Source organism: Tropicimonas sp. TH_r6 (genome assembly GCF_033101155.1).
Classification (GTDB): domain Bacteria; phylum Pseudomonadota; class Alphaproteobacteria; order Rhodobacterales; family Rhodobacteraceae; genus Tropicimonas.
In genome coordinates, this window is record NZ_JAWMPX010000039.1 from 1 (window position 1) to 16,508 (window position 16,508).

At 61.7% G+C, this 16,508-nt stretch carries 15 protein-coding genes; 12 read left to right on the top strand and 3 right to left on the bottom strand.

All coding sequences use genetic code 11. The features are described 5' to 3' along the window. Positions 1–28: 28 nt before the first annotated feature. From R3X27_RS23165 to R3X27_RS23175, 3 genes are read right to left on the bottom strand one after another with little or no spacing between them, the layout of a single operon-like run. Positions 29–1,057, bottom strand: coding sequence for a zinc-dependent alcohol dehydrogenase (locus tag R3X27_RS23165; RefSeq protein ID WP_317711282.1), 1,029 nt, complete (start codon positions 1,055–1,057; stop codon positions 29–31). Positions 1,058–1,061: 4 nt separating this feature from the next. Then, on the bottom strand, positions 1,062–1,778 hold the full coding sequence (locus R3X27_RS23170) for an SDR family oxidoreductase (RefSeq protein WP_317711283.1): 717 nt from the start codon (positions 1,776–1,778) through the stop codon (positions 1,062–1,064). 21 nt (positions 1,779–1,799) lie between these two features. Then, positions 1,800–2,909: an extracellular solute-binding protein gene (locus tag R3X27_RS23175; RefSeq protein WP_317711284.1), complete on the bottom strand. Its 1,110-nt coding sequence runs from the start codon at positions 2,907–2,909 to the stop codon at positions 1,800–1,802. 165 nt (positions 2,910–3,074) lie between these two features. Between R3X27_RS23175 and R3X27_RS23180 the strand changes: the two genes are divergently transcribed. From R3X27_RS23180 to R3X27_RS23235, 12 genes are all read left to right on the top strand, one after another. After that, on the top strand, positions 3,075–4,073 hold the full coding sequence (locus R3X27_RS23180; protein ID WP_317711285.1) for a C4-dicarboxylate TRAP transporter substrate-binding protein: 999 nt from the start codon (positions 3,075–3,077) through the stop codon (positions 4,071–4,073). A 58-nt stretch (positions 4,074–4,131) separates the two neighbouring features. Then, a complete protein-coding gene (locus tag R3X27_RS23185; protein WP_317711286.1) occupies positions 4,132–4,626 on the top strand; it encodes a TRAP transporter small permease in 495 nt (164 codons plus the stop codon). Beyond that, entirely contained in the window at positions 4,626–5,906 is a 1,281-nt protein-coding gene (locus tag R3X27_RS23190) for a TRAP transporter large permease (protein WP_317711287.1), read from the top strand. The genes R3X27_RS23185 and R3X27_RS23190 overlap by 1 nt, the downstream gene beginning before the upstream one ends. 13 nt (positions 5,907–5,919) lie before the next feature. Then, positions 5,920–6,663 (top strand): enoyl-CoA hydratase/isomerase family protein, encoded by a 744-nt coding sequence (locus R3X27_RS23195; RefSeq protein ID WP_317711288.1) that lies wholly within the window; start codon positions 5,920–5,922, stop codon positions 6,661–6,663. Beyond that, a complete protein-coding gene (locus tag R3X27_RS23200) occupies positions 6,663–7,487 on the top strand; it encodes an IclR family transcriptional regulator (protein ID WP_317711289.1) in 825 nt (274 codons plus the stop codon). The genes R3X27_RS23195 and R3X27_RS23200 overlap by 1 nt, the downstream gene beginning before the upstream one ends. Before the next feature lie 107 nt (positions 7,488–7,594). Then, on the top strand, positions 7,595–8,764 hold the full coding sequence (locus tag R3X27_RS23205; protein WP_317711290.1) for a CoA transferase: 1,170 nt from the start codon (positions 7,595–7,597) through the stop codon (positions 8,762–8,764). 26 nt (positions 8,765–8,790) lie between these two features. Further along, positions 8,791–9,948 (top strand): CaiB/BaiF CoA-transferase family protein, encoded by a 1,158-nt coding sequence (locus tag R3X27_RS23210; protein ID WP_317711291.1) that lies wholly within the window; start codon positions 8,791–8,793, stop codon positions 9,946–9,948. A gap of 306 nt (positions 9,949–10,254) precedes the next feature. Then, positions 10,255–11,874: a GMC family oxidoreductase gene (locus R3X27_RS23215; protein WP_317711292.1), complete on the top strand. Its 1,620-nt coding sequence runs from the start codon at positions 10,255–10,257 to the stop codon at positions 11,872–11,874. Positions 11,875–11,916: 42 nt separating this feature from the next. Then, complete coding sequence (locus R3X27_RS23220) at positions 11,917–12,873, top strand: ABC transporter permease (protein ID WP_317711293.1); 957 nt, start codon at positions 11,917–11,919, stop codon at positions 12,871–12,873. Positions 12,874–12,932: 59 nt separating this feature from the next. After that, positions 12,933–13,967 carry a sugar ABC transporter substrate-binding protein gene (locus R3X27_RS23225; protein WP_317711294.1) on the top strand — a complete coding sequence of 345 codons (1,035 nt, stop codon included), beginning with the start codon at positions 12,933–12,935 and terminating at the stop codon, positions 13,965–13,967. A gap of 58 nt (positions 13,968–14,025) precedes the next feature. Further along, on the top strand, positions 14,026–15,009 hold the full coding sequence (locus tag R3X27_RS23230; protein ID WP_317711295.1) for an ABC transporter permease: 984 nt from the start codon (positions 14,026–14,028) through the stop codon (positions 15,007–15,009). Beyond that, entirely contained in the window at positions 15,006–16,502 is a 1,497-nt protein-coding gene (locus R3X27_RS23235) for a sugar ABC transporter ATP-binding protein (protein WP_317711296.1), read from the top strand. Before R3X27_RS23230 ends, R3X27_RS23235 begins: the two co-directional genes overlap by 4 nt. The last annotated feature ends 6 nt before the right edge of the window (positions 16,503–16,508 follow it).

The window sequence follows — 16,508 nt, forward strand, 5'->3', positions numbered from 1 at the left end:
GCTTCCGCCGAAGCGGAAGCCTCCGAGATCATTGCTCCGGTTTCAGGAGGATCTTTCCGAAAGCCTTGCCGTCGGCCATGTATTGCAGGGCGTCTGCGGTCTGGCCCAGCGGAAATTTCGCTGCAATGAGCTTGTCGAAATCGACTTTCCTTGATGTGACCAGTTCGACGGCCTCTCGGAATTCCTTGTTGAATTGGAAGGAGCCCATGACAGAGACCTCCTTCAGCATGATCTTGTGCAGGTTGACCGGCGTCTCGGAGGGTTGGATGTTCGAAAGGATCACCAGCTTGCCCTGGCGTTTCACCAGTTCCAGTGCCTGGTTGAATGCATGGGGGCTTCCCGAGGCCTCGATCACCACGTCATAGGCGCTGTCGAGCGCGGCGAGGTCGTCCTTGCCGGTCACGTAGCCTTTGGAGGCGCCGACCTCGCAGGCAAGCTCGACAACCGCCTCGCGCACGTCCGTCACCTCGACCTGCGCTCCCTTGGAAGCTGCCGCGACCACGGCGAGCAGGCCCATCGGGCCGCAACCGGTGATGCAGACCTTCGTGCCCGGACCAACCTCGCCCACATTCACTGAATGCATGGAACAGGCCAGCGGCTCGGCGAATGTCAGGTGGTCGGGGTCGGTGCCCTCGGGAACCGTATGGCAGCAGAAGGTCGGGAAGTCGAAATACTCGCGGAAGAAGCCATCGATATGCGGCACCGTGGTGGCCGACCCCGGGAACTTCTTCGAGGTGCACAGGTTCACCAGCCCCTTTCCGCAATTCTCGCATTCGCCGCAGAAGATGATCGGATTGAGCGCCACCAGTTGGCCTGCGGCCAGATCAGCGTCATTGGCGTCGACCACCGTCGCACAGGCCTCATGACCGAGCGACAGCGCGTTCTGTAGCTGGAAGCCGGCATTGGAGAAGTTCTTAAAGTAATGCAGGTCCGTGCCACAGAGGCTCGCGGTGGCGAGCTTGAGGCGGACATAGCCCTCGGGCACTTCGGACGGAAGCTCCGCATCGACGATTTCGACGGATTGTGCCGCCGTCAGTTTGCTTGCCTGGTATGTCATTGTCTCACGATCCGATGGAGTAGCCATTGTCGACCGGAAGGGCGACGCCGTTGATATGTTCGGCCTGATCGGAGATCAGGAAGTGGATGGCGTTGGCGATGTGGCGCGCGGTGCCGAACTTGCCGCCCGGGATGCGGCCCTCGATTTTCTCGCGCCGTGCCGGATCCTTGGCGAGGATTGCCCGCGTCATATCGGTGTCGATGAAGCCGGGGCAGACCGCGTTGGTGCGGATGCCGAACTCGGCCGCATCCACTGCCATCGAGCGGGTGACGCCCAGAACGGCGGTCTTGGCGGTAACGTAGGCCGCGGCGGTCTTCAATCCGATCAACCCGCCCATCGACGAGATATTTACGATCGCGCCGCCCTGCTGCTTTTGTAGCTGGGCGTAACGGCCGCAGGCGGCAAACATCGCCTTGACGTTGATGTTGAGAACCAGGTCCAGCTCCTCGGGCTCAACATCCCACATCGCCTTCTTCAGGTGCATGCCGGCATTGTTCACCAGTCCGTGGATGTTGCCGCAATCCGCATGGATCTCGTCCAGCCAGGAGGTGTCCGACCAGTTGCTGAGATCCGTCTCCTTGTAGATCACGTCGCCCTCGATCTCGTCGAGATCGCCGCGCATGTTGGCCACGACATAGACCCTGCATCCCTCTTCCAGAAAGCGGCGCACCTGTTCGACGCCAAGGCCTTTGCTGCCTCCGGTGATGACGATGTTCTTCATGACTGGCCTCCTTGGCCTCGATCAGTTCGTATGTTTGCGGAAAAGCGCGTTGATGTCGGCGAGCATGACTTCCTCGGAACGGTCCTTGAGGAAGAAGTCAGGGAAAATCTCGCAGACATCATCGACGAAATGCAGGAACCACTCGTCGCGCGGGCGGGTCCAGGCATTGGTGATTGTCTCGTAGGCGCCGTCGAGGAAGCCCGCGTAGCGCGGCTCGTGGCGCAGCCGGTTCCATGTGCCCAGGTGGGCCGGCTGGCCCTCGTTCTCGATATAGGTGGAGGACTGGGTCTCTTCGCTTGTCACCCATTGGGCAAACACGATGGCCTCCTCGGGATGCTTGCAGAAGGCAGACACGCCAATCCCGGCGCCGCCGAGGATCCCGCGCCGCGCCGAGCTGCCCCGAAACGTAGGGAGGTCGCGATAGGTCAGCTGGCGCGGGCGGAAACCGGGGCGGGCGTAGTTGATATAGCCGAACAGTGCCGGGGAGGCCGTGAAGGCGTCGGTCGTCGAGAGGATCTCCAGCACCTTGATCGGGTTCCAGTCGGCCTGTTCGGACGGGCCCATCTTGAAGAGCGCCTTGAGGATTTTCAGCGAGTACAGGCCGTTTTCCTCCGAACAGAAGGCCTCCGCCGACACTGGCAGATCTTCTTCCCCACGCGATGCGAGATGGGTGAGCATAAGGTCGAAGGCGTCGACAGGTTTGAGCGGCGTGACGATATTGAACTGCTCCGGCGTGTCGAGAACGTCTTCCCAGTGCTTCGGGAAAGCCCCCCCAAGATCGGCACGCGCCACGGCCATCTGGCAGGCAGCATCGATGGGATAGGACCAGGTCTTTCCCTTCCAGACATAGCTTTCGACCGACCCCCCAAGCGATGTTTCGGCCGGGTCCGGGAAGTCGGGCAGCGCCAGGAGGCAACCCGTTTCGGCGATCTGGCCCACATGGGGGTGGTCGAGGATCACAAGGTCATAGGCCTTTGCGATGTCGATGATCGGCTCATCGGCAAAGGCTTGCAGCGAGCGCCGTGCCCAGGACAGCTCGATCCCGCGCTCGGAGGCAAACCGGTCGGATGATGCAACAAGACAATCATAGGCCCGCGCATGATCCCACGTCATTCCGGCAAGTTTGATCAAGGTGCTCTCCTGTCGGGCTGGAATTTGAATTTCGAATATAAAAATAACTTTGACATTTGCAAGTGAAATGTGAGAGCTTCCGGACGTGATCCGGTCGCCGGGCCGCGGCTGGTCTGGTTGCTCTGAAGGCAGCCAACAGTGATTTGCTCGAAGGAGGAGGAACCAATGATCGTGACAACCCCATTCTTCCGTGGGACCCTTGCTGCCACCGCTGTGGCCTGCATGGCCGCGGTATCCCCGGCGCTTGCTGCCGACTACGAAATTCGCCTTGGACATGTGACGTCCGACAAGGAGCCGATCCAGCAGGCGATGGAGGAATTCGTCGCGAAAGTGGGCGAGCGAACAGAAGGCAAGGTCGAGATAACGATCTTTCCGAACGCCCAGCTTGGCACGAATTCCGAGGTCTATGAGCAGATGCGCGCTGGCGCTCCGATCATGACGATCTCGGACCCGGGCTACCTGTCGGACTTCGTGGCCGATTTCGGGGTTCTTGGCGGGCCGTACCTGATGGAAGACCCGCGGGACTTCACCAAGATCATCGAGTCGGATCTCTATGCCGACATGAAGAACCGTCTGCGGACCGAGAGCCAGATCGAACTGCTGTCTTTGAACTGGCTTTTCGGGTCGCGTCACCTGATATCCGACAAGCCGATCTCCACGCCCGACGATATCGCCGGCATGACGTTCCGCACGCCGCCGAACATCATGTGGGTCGAGACCTTCGACTCGATGGGCGCGCGTCCGACGCAGCTTGCCTGGGCCGAGGTCTATTCGGGCCTCTCTGCCGGGGTTGTCGAAGGGGCCGAGGCGCCGTTGCCGTCGATCTACGGCGCAAAGCTTCACGAGGTGAAGAAGGTCATTTCGCTGACCGGTCACTTCAAGGGGTTCACCGGCCTCGTGATCAACTCCGATTACTTCGCCATGCTTCCCGAAGACATCCAGACAGTTCTCGTCGAGGAAGCTGTCGCTGCCGGTGTGTTCATGACCGACCTGATGCTGAACTCGCAGGAAGAGTGGGTGAAGAAGCTCGAGGCAGAAGGTGTGACCTTCAATCGTGATGTCGATGTTCCGGCGTTCCAGGAGAAGACGGCCGTGACCTACACCAAGTTCCCGGACTGGACGCCGGGTCTTTACGAGCAGGTTCGCGAGATCCTGGACAACTGATGCGTCATGAGGCGGCCCGGTGCGCGGAGCATCGGGCCGGACCCATAGGGGGGCGGAGATGAAACAGATCCGGAATTTCCTGGACAGTGCCGAGGGGATCGTCACCAACATTGCCATGGCGGTGCTTCTGGGCTCGGTGCTCTGGGGGGTGCTGACGCGCTACGTGACCGCGAAACCGGCCGTGTGGACGACCGAGCTGTCGGGTATCCTCTTTACCTGGGTGGTCTTCATCGGGGCCCTGACGGCCTTTCGCAAGAACCAGCACATTCGCGTCTCGCTTCTGGTGGACTCGCTGCCGCTACCGGCACAGCGCATAGCGCGCATACTCTCCGACCTGGTGGTGCTTTCCTTCGTCGGCTACTCGGCCTGGCTGAGTTTCATCATGATGGGCAAGGGGGCGACGCGCATGTCCCCGGTGATGGATATCCCGTTTTCCTATGTTTACCTGGCACCCTTCATAGCCTTTTCGATCATGACGCTGGGGGCGCTGCTCGACATCTTTTCTCCGGGCCTGCTGGCCGGGAAAGATGAAGATGCCGCGGAGGTCCTGTAATGGACTTCCTGCCCATCGTCATCCTGCTCGTCACCATTGCCCTCGGGGTCCCGGTCGCGCTTGCGATCGGAGCCGCCGGGCTGTCCTTCTTCGTCTTTTCCGGCTCCATGCCGCCCGAATTGTTCATCCAGCGCATGGTATCCGTGACCCATTCCTTTCCGCTGCTTGCGGTGCCGCTCTTTGTCATGACCGGCGTCGTCATGAACTATGCCGGCATAACGCGGCGGATGATGGGGTTTGCGGAGGCGATGACCGGCCACTGGGTCGGCGGCCTTGCGCAGGTCAACGTGCTGCTTTCGACCCTGCTCGGCGGCGTCGCCGGATCGGCAAATGCCGACGCCGCCATGCAAGCCAAGGTGCTGGTGCCCGAAATGTCCAGGCGCGGATATGACCGGGCGTTTTCCTCGGTCGTTACCGCATCGTCGTCGATCATCTCCGTCATCATCCCGCCCGGCATCGGGCTGATCCTCTACGGGTTCATGGGCGACGTCTCCATCGGCAAGCTCTTTCTGGCCGGCATCGTGCCCGGCATCCTGCTCTGCGCCGCCATGATGGGGCTGGTCGCCTTCATGGCGCACCGCCTGAAGCTGAAGCCGGCGCTTGCAAGGCGGACTACCTGGGAGGAACGGGCGACAGCGTTGCGCGGTGCTTCCCTGGCGTTGATGGTTCCGGTCGGCATCGTCGTCGGCATCCGTTTCGGCTTTTTCACCCCGACCGAGGCCGGCGCGATGGCGGCGCTTTTCGCGGCCATTGTTGGCGTGCTCTATCGCGAGCTGAAGGTTCGGCACGCCTGGACGATCTTGCAGCAAACCACGCAGGCAACAGCCATTGTCCTGCTGGTGATCTGTGCCGCCAACGGTTTCGGCTACTACATGACCTGGGAGCAGATACCGTCGGCGGTCGCCGCAGCCATGCTGGCATTGACGGAGAACCCTTATCTGCTCCTGCTGATAATCAACCTCCTGCTGATCCTCGCAGGCATGTTCATCGAAGGCTCTGCCGCGTTGATCCTGCTCACCCCGATCCTGGTGCCGGTGATCAGCAAGGTCGGCGTCGACCCGGTGCATTTCGGGATCGTCATGGTGCTGAACCTGACAATCGCCGGTGTAACGCCGCCGCTTGGAACGCTGATGTTCACCACCTGCGCAATCACCGGCGTGTCGATCGCCGATTTCATCAAGGCGGCGCTGCCATTCTATGCGCTGCTCTTCGCCATGTTGCTCGTGTTGACCTTCGTGCCGGCGCTGTCGTTGTGGCTGCCCAACCTGTCATTCAACTGAGGGAGGTTCCCAGATGTCCACCGAAGGCTGCGTTCACCTTGAGAAAGAAGGGGCCATTGGCCACGTCATTCTGGACCGACCGGCCAAGCACAACGCGCTGACCCCGCGGATGTATCGCGAGATCGGCGCTTGCTGCGAGCAGGTCAATGCCGACCCCGAGATCCGCGCGGTGGTCTTCAGCGGTGCCGGCGAACGGGCCTTCTGCGCGGGATCTGACATCTCGGCGTTGGAAGAATACGAGGATTTCTGGGCCTGGCGAAATCGCTACGACTACATTCCGCCGATCCGGGCACTCCGGAAGCCGGCGATTGCCGCGATCAAGGGATGGGCGCTTGGTGGCGGCCTGGAAGTCGCGCTGGCATGTGACCTGCGGGTCGCGGCGCGCTCGGCGACCTTCGCCGCCCCCGAGGTGACCCTTGGCTGGAACGGTGCCGGGGGCGCGGCGCAGCACATGGTGCGGCTCTGCGGTTACGGGAACGCGATGCGCTACCTTCTGACCGGCGACCGGTTCTCGGCGCAGGACGCCCTTGATATGGGAATGGTCGAGTGGCTTGTCGAGCCGGGCGAGGAAGTCGCCAAGGCGATGGAGATCGCCGCGCGCATTGCCGAACACAACACGGTCGCGACCCAGGCCGTGAAATCGGCCGTTCGCTTCGCAATGGACCACCCTGTGCAATCGGGCCTTTCCTATGACAACGAACTCATGTCATTGTGTTTTGCCAAGAATGATCGCGACAAGCAGCAGGGCGGCGGCTGATGAAAGCCCGCCGAGGACGGATGCCAAGCAAGACCGAGAAGCATGCAGCCCCGGCGGGCTCCAAGGAAAAGTCCTCGGTTCCGGCCGTTGAAAAGGCGCTCGATGTCCTGGAGGCGCTCGCAGGGTCTCCGCTCGGCCTGACGATGAACGAGATCGTCGAGACTCTCGGCCGCACAATGGGCGAGATCTATCGCGTTGTGATCTATCTCGCAGAGCGGGATTACATCGAGCAGGACCCCGACAGCGGCCGGTATTCTCTCTCCATGCGGCTTTTCGAGCTGTCGCACCGGCATGAGCCCACCGAACGGTTGGTGCGCAACGCCATTCCGCTGCTCGAGCGCATCGCCTTCCAGACCGAGCAGTCCTGCCATCTGGGGATCGTGAACCGGTCCAACGTGCTGGTCCTCGCCTCCGTTCGAAGCCCCCGGCCGGCAAGCTACGGGGTGCGCACGGGGGGCATGTTCCCGGCCGTGAAAACATCGACCGGCAATGTCATCCTCGCCTTTTCGGGCAAGGAGACCCAGCGTCGCTATATCTCGCGGCTTGCTGTCGATGAAAAGGCAGGGTTGCGCGAGCGCTTCGACGTGATCTGTCGCAAGGGCTACGAGGACTGGCCCTCGGAAATGGTGCATGGTGTGCGCAACCTCTGTGTGCCGGTCTTCGACAAGCGCGGCATCGTGGCCGCGCTCACGATAGGCTTCATCGACCAGTCGACTCCGCCGATGACGGCGGAGGAATCGCTGGAGATGCTCTGCGCCGTGGGCGAAGAACTCACGCACTCGCTCGGAGGTGTGCCGCTCTCGGTCACCGACGTCGCCGGATAGAAATCTCAACATGGATGTAGAAAAAGACGGGCGGCTCGCAACGCCCGATTGACGGCGTCTGCGCTGAAAGCTACTTTGATATTCGAAAATAACTTTCGGATATGATCATGTCTGTCACGCCATCCTCCCCAACCGACCTGCCGCTCGAAGGTGTTCGGGTTCTCGATTTTGCGCAGTTCCTTGCGGGTCCTTACGCCGCCATGCGTCTGGCCGATCTTGGCGCGGATGTGATCAAGGTCGAGCGGCCACAAGGGGGCGATCTGTGCCGCTCCCTCGCCGTCAACGACCAATGGCTCGACGGCGACTCCTTGCTCTTTCATTCGATCAACCGCAACAAGCGCAGTTTCGCGGCAAATCTGAAGGACGCGGGCGATCTCAAGTCGGTTAAAGCGCTGATCGCCAGCGCCGATGTCATGATTCACAATTTCCGTCCCGGTGTGATGGAGCGGATCGGCCTGGGATATGATGTTGTCTCGGAACTCAACCCCAGGCTCGTCTATGCTTCGGTCACAGGATACGGCACGACCGGCCCGTGGCGCGACAAGCCGGGCCAGGATCTGCTGGCGCAGTCGCTCTCGGGCATCACCTGGCTGCAGGGAAATGATGCGGATGGGCCAGTGCCTGTGGGCTTCGCGCTCTACGATATCGCCACGGCGCTGAACCTCGTGCAGGGCATTCTCGCCTGCCTGTTGCGCCGCGGCCGGACCGGCAAGGGCGGGCTGATCGAGGTTGACCTGCTCAGTTCGGGCATGGATCTCCAGTTCGAGCAACTGACCTGCTTCTTCAATGGTGAGAGGACCCAGCCGCGGCGAACCGAGATTTCCAACGCGAATGTTTATGGCGCTGCTCCTTACGGTATCTACGCAACGAAAGACGGACATCTCGCCGTTGCAATGACGCCGCTGAAGCGTCTGGCGGAGCTTTTCGCCCTGCCGGCGCTCGGCGCGTTCGATCAGTCGGATGCCCTTAAGCGTGCAAACGAGATCAAGCCGCTCCTCCAGGCGCGCATTTCCGAACGGACGACAGCAGAGTGGCTGGCGATACTGGAGCCGGCCGACGTGTGGTGTGCCGAGGTGCTTGATTGGCCGCGCCTTGCCGAAAGCGAGGGCTTTGCGGAGCTCGACATGCTGCAGACCGTGCGCAACGGCGCGGGGTCCGAAATGAAGATGGTGCAATGCCCGATGCGCCTCGATGGCTCCCGGCTGCCGTCTCCGCTGGGGGCTCCGGCGCTCGGCGCCGACAGCGACACCCTTCTGAATGAACTCGGTCTCGCATAACGCCGGGACCACGCGGGGTAAGGACTATGGATACCGGCTTCCAACCTCTTGACGGCCTCATCGTGGTGGATCTCAGCCAGTTCCTTGCGGGGCCATATGCCACGCTGCGGCTGCAGGATCTCGGGGCGCGGGTGATCAAGATCGAGCGCCCGGATGGCGGCGACCTGACGCGCAACCTCTATTTCTCCGACACGGTGATCGACGGAGAATCGACTGTCTTTCACGCCATCAACCGCGGCAAGGAGAGCCTCGCGCTCAACCTCAAGGACAGTGCTGATGTCGAGCGGTTGAAGAAACTGGTCAGCCGCGCGGATGTCTTCGTACAAAATTTCCGGCCGGGCGTGATCGAGCGGCTCGGGTTGGGCTACGACAGGATACGCGAGATCAACCCGCGCATCGTCTATACCTCGATCTCCGGATATGGACCCGACAGCCCCTGGCGGGACTTGCCCGGGCAGGATCTGCTGGCACAGGCGCGTTCTGGTGTGATGTGGCTCAATGGCAGCGCCGGTGATGGGCCGGTGCCATTCGGGCTTGCCGTGGCGGACATGATGGCGGGCGCGGCAGCCGCGCAGGGCATCCTGGCTGCGCTGGTCGGGAGGGGTATTTCCGGCAACGGCGCCCATGTCGAGACGAGCCTGCTCGAAGCGATGCTGGATCTCCAGTTCGAGGTCCTGGCGACCCATCTCAATGATGGTGGCCGGCCTCCGGAGAGGGCGGGTTTCCGCTCCGCCCACCCGGCCTTGCCGGCGCCCTATGGTGTCTATCCGACGCAGGATGGCTTTCTCGCCGTGGCAATGATGCCGATCGGTGCCTTGGCGGAGTTGCTCGATCTCGATGCGCTCAGGCCATTTGCGGACGACCAGGGAGCCTGGTTCCGCAGGCGGGACGAGATCAAGGGCATCATCGCGGCGCGCCTTGCTGTCGAGACAACGGAGCACTGGGTGTCGCTCCTGGAGCCGAAGGGGATCTGGGTGGCGAGGGTCCTGTCCTGGCCGGAGATGCTCTCGGAAGACGCCTTTGTCCATCTGGACATGGTGCAGACGGTTCGAGATGCGCTTGGTACCGAGTTGAACCTCATGCGCTCCCCTGTCCGGATCAATGGCAGGCGCGGTCACTCGGATCGGGCAGCGCCCGATATCGGCATGGACAATGACGCCATCCTCCGAGAGTTCGGCCTCTGATCCCGAAACATGCGCTCCGGTCCCACGGCCGGATCCGGGCAAGGCCCTTGAGGCCCCGGTGAGCCACAGGGTGGTTTGGCCGTGGTCCCGGCGTGGGTCGGGGACCGCGGGCCCGCAGCCTTACGAGGCGTTTTGCTGCCCTTCGTCACTTTCACATTAGAAAGTGAATTTTATACTTGCAATATTTGGGCGGGGTCTGCACCTTGATCCTGCAACGCGACGGGGAGTGTCACGCGTTGCAGGGCCGGCGGAACAAACCTGTTCCCGGTCTGCGGGTGCATCTGGTTGTACCCTTTAGGAGGAAACATGGTTGAGACGTTCGATCACATCGTAGTTGGTGGCGGTACGGCCGGATGCGTGGCGGCTGCACGCCTTGTCGAGGATGGCGGCGCACGCGTTCTCGTTCTGGAGGCGGGCCATTCGCACCGTCATCCGTTCATCGACATGCCGCCCGGTGTGTTCAAGCTGCTGAAGGGCGGTTCGAAGTTCTTCAAGACCCATGTCTCGACGCCGCAGCCACAGCTTGCCGGCCGCACGACCGAGATCCCGCAAGGCAACGTGCTTGGGGGAGGCTCCTCGGTGAATGGACAGGCCTATGTGCGCGCCCGGCCGTCGGATTATGACGAATGGCACGAGATGCTGCGGGGCAACAACGATGCGCTGAGCTGGGCCTGGGAGGACATCCTTCCCCACTACATCCGCATGGAAGCCAACCAGCAGTTCAATGACGAATTTCACGGTACCGAGGGCCGGCTTCCGGTCTCCTATCCCGGTTATATCGACGATTGCGCCCGCTGGTTCGTGCAGTCGCTGCAAGCCAGGGGTGAGCCCTACAACCCCGACTTCAACGGTGCGACGCAACGCGGCGCGGGCTATTTCCAGTTCATCCACAACAAGGGGCAGCGCTACTCGGCGGCCTATGCCTTCCTCGATCCCGTCAAGGACAATCCGAAGCTCACCCTCCGGCTGCAAGCCGAGGTGCAACGGCTCGTGATCGAGAACGACCGTGCCGTGGGCGTCGTCTACAAGGACAAGGACGGTGAGAAGGAGGTGCGCGCCGATGGCGAGATCATCCTGACCGCCGGCGCCTACATGACGCCGAAGATCATGATGCTTTCGGGGTTGGGGCCGGCGGATCACCTGCGCGAGCATGGCATCGACGTGGTGCAGGACATGCCCGGCGTCGGCCAGAACCTCAAGGACCACCCCGACGCTTCGGTCGTGGCGCGGGCCAACGGGAAACATGGCTATTACGGCCAGGACAAGGGCTTGCGGATGCTGCTCAACGGCATCGAGTTCAAGACGTTCGGGCGCGGGCGCATCACCACGACAGGGCTGGAGGCGGCCTGCTTCGTCAACCCGACCGATCCCGATGCCGAGCCCAGTCACGAAGCCTACATGATCCCGGTTCTCTATCTCGACGACGATGATCTGGCGCGGGTTGGCGACGGGTATGGCATGTCGATCCAGGTGGTGCTTCTGAAGCCGAAATCGGTGGGTGATGTGCGGCTTCGTTCGGCCGATCCATCGGACATGCCGCTGGTCAATCCGAACTTCCTGGGCGACCCGGAGGACATGGAGGCGATGAAGACCGGCTTGCGCTATTTCCGGGACGTGATGCTGGAGAAACCGCTTGGCGACAGGGTCAAGGAGATCGTCGCCCCGGCCAATTACGACGATGACGCCGACTTCACCGCGCATATCAAGCGCGTTGTGAAGACCAATTTCCATCCAGTGGGCACGACAAAGATGGGCGCCGATGGCGATCCGATGGCGGTGCTCGACGCCCGAATGAAAGTGCGCGGCATGGAGGGGCTGCGGGTGGCCGATTGCTCGATCATGCCGGAGATCACCGCCGGCAACACGATGGCCCCGGCAATGCTGTTCGGCGACCGTTGCGCCGACGTGGTGATGGGAAAGCTTTGAAGATGAACGCTCTGGAGTGCCGGATGCGCGCGGGAGGATTGCATGCCTGATGTCGGAAGATTGTTGCGGGAGAAGAACATCATCTTCGTCACGCTTGCGCTGGCACTGGTGTTCTATCTCATCAGCCCGCGCTTTCTCAGCCTGGATAACATGTCGGCGATCTCGCGCCAGATCGTGCCGATCGGGCTGATCGCGCTCGGGCAGTTCTTCGTTGTCGTTTCAGGCAATATCGATCTGTCCCTGGGGATGGGATCAGTGCTCTGGGCCATCGTGCTCGGCGTGTTTTTCGGTCTCACCGGTGGCGTGGCGCTTGGCATCGTCGCGGTGATCGTCTTCTCGTTGATGGCGGGGTTCTTCAACGGCGTGATGGTTTCGAAACTGAAGCTTCCCGCCTTCATCGTGACGCTGTCGATGCTCTTCGTGGCGCAGGGACTTTCCGGTCTCATCATCCCGCGCGGCCAGCAGATCTTCCTCATGGGGGGCTTCTTCAAATTCGTCGGCGCCGAGAAATTCATGGGCTTTTACTGGAGCTTCCTGTTTCTCGTTGCGCTCTATCTCGCCGCCTACATCGTCTACAACCACACCCGATGGGGAGCCTATGTCATCGCCATCGGCAACTCGGAGGAGAATGCCCGCCTCGCCGGGATCAAGGTGGACCGGGTCAAGATCGGCATCTTCATGTTCTCGGCGCTCTGCTCGGGCTTTGCCGGCATCATCCTCAGCTCCCGCATGGGGTTCGTGCAGCCCGGCCTCGACGGCAACGGGCTGCTGCTCGACGGCATCGCCGCGATCATCATAGGTGGCGTGCTCATCCTCGGTGGGCGCGGCACCATCGGTGGTGCCTTCTGGGGGCTGCTTTTCATCGGGGTCATCAACAACGCGCTCAACCTGCTCAATGTCGAGGATGTCTGGCACCAGGTCTTCAAGGGCACGGTCATCCTGGCTGCGCTCGGGGCGAACTGGGTGCTGTGGCAGTCGAGGCAGATCGAAGCGCAATAGCCGACAAGAACAATGGCCGGACGAACGGCAGAAAAACCAAATCAAGGAGGAGAAACGCAATGAAACTCAAGACAATGACGGCCGGGCTCGCGCTCGCGACAGCCTTCGGGGCAGGGGCCGCGCTCGCTGCTGACGATACGCTCGACATCGTCTTCATCAATGACGGGCATGTCGCGCCCTACCACGTCGCGTGGCTGACCGGCTTCGAAGACGCGATTGCTGCCTATGACAAGGCATTCGAGGACGTGAAGGTTTCTGGCCGCTGGCTCTCCGCCGAGGGGTCGCTGGAGAAGATGATCCAGCAGACCGAGGTCACGATCAACGAGAGGCCGGACGTGATGTTCGTCAACGCGATCAATGTCGATGCGTTTGAGCCCCTGGTCGCCAAGGCCCAGGCCGAAGGGATCACCTGGATTGCCGTGCACTCGCCGATGGAGAGCGCAGATTACAGCTTCACGCTTGGCGATGTTGCGAATGGCACCAATCAGGGCATGGCAATGTGCGCGCTGTCCAAGGGTGAGCCCTTCAAGGTCGGCGTCATGCTCGGCCAGGCCGGCAACCCCTCCGGAGAAGCCCGCCGCGAGGGCATCCTCAAGGGCATCGCCACCTGCGACAACGTCGAGGTCGTGGCCGAGCAACCCGCCGACTGGGACACCGTAAAGGCCCAGACCATCGCCGAAAACTGGTTCACCCAATATCCGGACCTGAACGCGATTTCCGGCGTGACCGACGCCTACATGTACCCCTCGATCGCCATTGCCACCAATGCCGGCAACACCGACATCCAGTTCTATGGCTATGACGGAGACATCCCGATCATCCAGCAGATGGAGAGCGGGCAGGTCATGGCCGATATCCTGCTTTCGGGCACACGCGAGGGCTGGAACTTCGTGCAGATGGCCTATCGTATCCACAAGGGCGAGACGCCGGAAAAGGTCTATGACTTCTTCACGCCGCTGGTTCTGACCGAGGAGAACCACAAGATCGCACTCGAGCACGGTTTCCCCGAAGACGTGCAGGTCTACTACGTGCCGCAGGCGCTCGAAGTGGCCGCGAAGGGCTATCTCGAGTTCGGACCGGACTCCGTGAAGTAAGACGCTAAAAACCACCGGTCCGCTGATCGGACCGGTGGATCACTCCCCAGGGAACTGCATGATGACAAGCACCGCCACGCTCGCATCCGGGACGCCGAAAAAGGCGATCGACAGTCTGATGCTGCGCTATCTCGTGCTGATTGGGCTGATCGTGATCGCTTCGGTCGGGTTTTCCATCGCCAACGAGAACTTCTATTCGCTGACCAATATCGGCATCCTTCTGCGCTCTATCGCCGTGCTGTTCCTGCTGGCAATGGGCATGACATTCATCATGCTCACGGGCGGCATCGACCTGTCCATCGGCTCCAACGTGGCTTTCTCCGGCGCGGTGGGCGTGCTGACGCTGGTCACAACCGGCAGCGCGGCACTCGGCTTCGCAACCTCGATCCTGGCGGGCATGCTCATTGGCGGGATCAACGGCTTCTTCATCGGGCGGCTCAAGCTCTCGCCATTCATGGTGTCGCTGGCGACTTACGCGCTGGCCCGTGGACTGGCGCTGGTGCTCTATGACGCCAACTCCATCAATGTCGACAACGCGGCCTTCCTCTGGCTGGGCGGGATCAGCTGGGGCAACATGCCGGTCGTCATCCCGTTCGTGGCCCTGGTCTTCATCGCGCTGTCCGTCCTTCTCTACCAGACGCCCTTCGGACGCGATGTCTATGCCGCCGGCGCCAATGCAAACACCGCCTTCGTGCTCGGGCGCCGCCCTGAACGCACGCTGGTCTGGGTCTATGTCCTGTCCGGTGCGTTGGCCGGTCTCTCGGCCATCATCACCGTCGGCCGGGTGTCCTCGGGCCAACCCTGGGCTGGCCTTTATCTTGAATTCGACGCCATCACGGCGGTGATCCTCGGCGGCACGTCGCTCTTCGGCGGGCGCGGCAAGTTGCTGGGAACGATCCTCGGGGTGCTTCTCTACGGCATCATCATCAACGGTCTCGTCCTGACTGGCACGAACCCCTACCTGCAGAGCCTCATCAAGGGCCTGATCCTGCTGGGCGTGGTTCTTCTCGATACCCTGACACAGAAGGGGAAAGCGGCATGAGCAACCGGATCGACATGAAGGGGATTACCAAGAGTTTCTTCGCCACGAAGGCGCTCGACAACGTGGATTTCTCCTGTCACGCGAGCGAGGTGCATGCCCTGGTCGGGCTCAACGGTGCCGGCAAGTCCACGCTGATGAAGGTGCTTGGCGGTATCTACTCTTCCGATGAAGGCACGATCGAGGTCGACGGCGCGGCAGTGACCATCAAAACGCCCGTGGATGCCGACAATGCCGGCATCTCGATGATCCACCAGGAACTGTCGCTGATCAATGAACTGACCGTTGCCGGGAACATCTTCCTTGGCCGGGAGTTGAAGCGCGCCGGCACCCCGTTTCTCGACAAGCGGGAGATGGCGCGCCGGGTCAAGGCCGAACTCGACCGGTTCGGCCTCATGCTCGATCCCAACATGCCGGTGCGAGAGCTGAATTCCGGCGAGAAACAGATCGTGGAGATCATCCGCGCGCTGATGTCCAACTCCTGGCTGATCGTGATGGATGAACCCACGTCGGCGCTGTCGGAGGAAGACAAGGAGCGCCTCTTCGGCTTTATCGAGCGTATGAAGCAGGAAGGGATCGCGATCATCTACATCTCGCACCATATGCCGGAGATTTTCGGGATTGCCGAGCGTGTGACCGTCATGCGCGACGGCAAGATCGTGCTGTCGGAGCGCATTGCCGAGACGAGTGAACCCGCCGTGATCCGCTCGATGACCGGCCGGGAACTCGCGCATTTCGAGAAGCCGCACAAGGAGATCGCGGGAGAGCCGCTTCTGACGGTCGATGCCCTGAGCAAGCCCGGTTCGTTCGAAGACGTGTCCTTCGAGGTACGCCCCGGAGAGATCGTCGTGCTGACCGGGTTGCGCGGGTGCGGGGCCCCGGAGCTTGCCAAGTCCGTGTTCGGCCTGGATGGAGACTATACCGGCACCGTGTCTTATCTCGGGAGCCCGCTTGTACCCGGCCGGGGGCCAGCGGTGGCCGTTCGCGAGGGGATGGGGCTGGTCACCGAGAACAGGGACAAGAACGGCATCCTGCCCGCGCTTTCGGTGCGCGACAACATCGCGCTGCCTTTCCTGGAGAAGGCCCTGCGCGGCGGTGTCCTGAGCCGTGGGCACATCGAGGCGGTCGTGGACAAGGCGATCCGCGATACCTCGACCAAGACATCGTCTCCGGATCAGGAGATCCGCTTCCTGTCAGGGGGGAACAAGCAGAAGATCTGCTTCTCGCGCTGGCTCGACGACGATCTGAAACTGCTGATACTGCTCGAGCCGACCCGCGGCATTGACGTCCATGCCAAGGCGGATATCTACCGGATCATCGAAGACCTTGCCGGGCGCGGTGTTGGTGTATTGCTCCTGTCCTATGAGATCGACGAGGTCACCATGCTCGCCGATCGAGTCATTACCATGTATCAAGGCAAGAGCATCGCCCGGTACAGCTATCCGGAGTTCGACAAGGACCAGATGCTTGCCGACATGGCCGGCGCAAGCATTTAGCCAGGC

Coding starts and splice junctions, on each gene's coding strand:
- R3X27_RS23165 (WP_317711282.1), bottom strand. CDS start 1,057: ATGACATACCAGGCAAGCAAACTGACGGCGGCACAATCCGTCGAAATC.
- R3X27_RS23170 (WP_317711283.1), bottom strand. CDS start 1,778: ATGAAGAACATCGTCATCACCGGAGGCAGCAAAGGCCTTGGCGTCGAA.
- R3X27_RS23180 (WP_317711285.1), top strand. CDS start 3,075: ATGATCGTGACAACCCCATTCTTCCGTGGGACCCTTGCTGCCACCGCT.
- R3X27_RS23185 (WP_317711286.1), top strand. CDS start 4,132: ATGAAACAGATCCGGAATTTCCTGGACAGTGCCGAGGGGATCGTCACC.
- R3X27_RS23190 (WP_317711287.1), top strand. CDS start 4,626: ATGGACTTCCTGCCCATCGTCATCCTGCTCGTCACCATTGCCCTCGGG.
- R3X27_RS23195 (WP_317711288.1), top strand. CDS start 5,920: ATGTCCACCGAAGGCTGCGTTCACCTTGAGAAAGAAGGGGCCATTGGC.
- R3X27_RS23200 (WP_317711289.1), top strand. CDS start 6,663: ATGAAAGCCCGCCGAGGACGGATGCCAAGCAAGACCGAGAAGCATGCA.
- R3X27_RS23205 (WP_317711290.1), top strand. CDS start 7,595: ATGTCTGTCACGCCATCCTCCCCAACCGACCTGCCGCTCGAAGGTGTT.
- R3X27_RS23210 (WP_317711291.1), top strand. CDS start 8,791: ATGGATACCGGCTTCCAACCTCTTGACGGCCTCATCGTGGTGGATCTC.
- R3X27_RS23215 (WP_317711292.1), top strand. CDS start 10,255: ATGGTTGAGACGTTCGATCACATCGTAGTTGGTGGCGGTACGGCCGGA.
- R3X27_RS23220 (WP_317711293.1), top strand. CDS start 11,917: ATGCCTGATGTCGGAAGATTGTTGCGGGAGAAGAACATCATCTTCGTC.
- R3X27_RS23225 (WP_317711294.1), top strand. CDS start 12,933: ATGAAACTCAAGACAATGACGGCCGGGCTCGCGCTCGCGACAGCCTTC.
- R3X27_RS23230 (WP_317711295.1), top strand. CDS start 14,026: ATGATGACAAGCACCGCCACGCTCGCATCCGGGACGCCGAAAAAGGCG.
- R3X27_RS23235 (WP_317711296.1), top strand. CDS start 15,006: ATGAGCAACCGGATCGACATGAAGGGGATTACCAAGAGTTTCTTCGCC.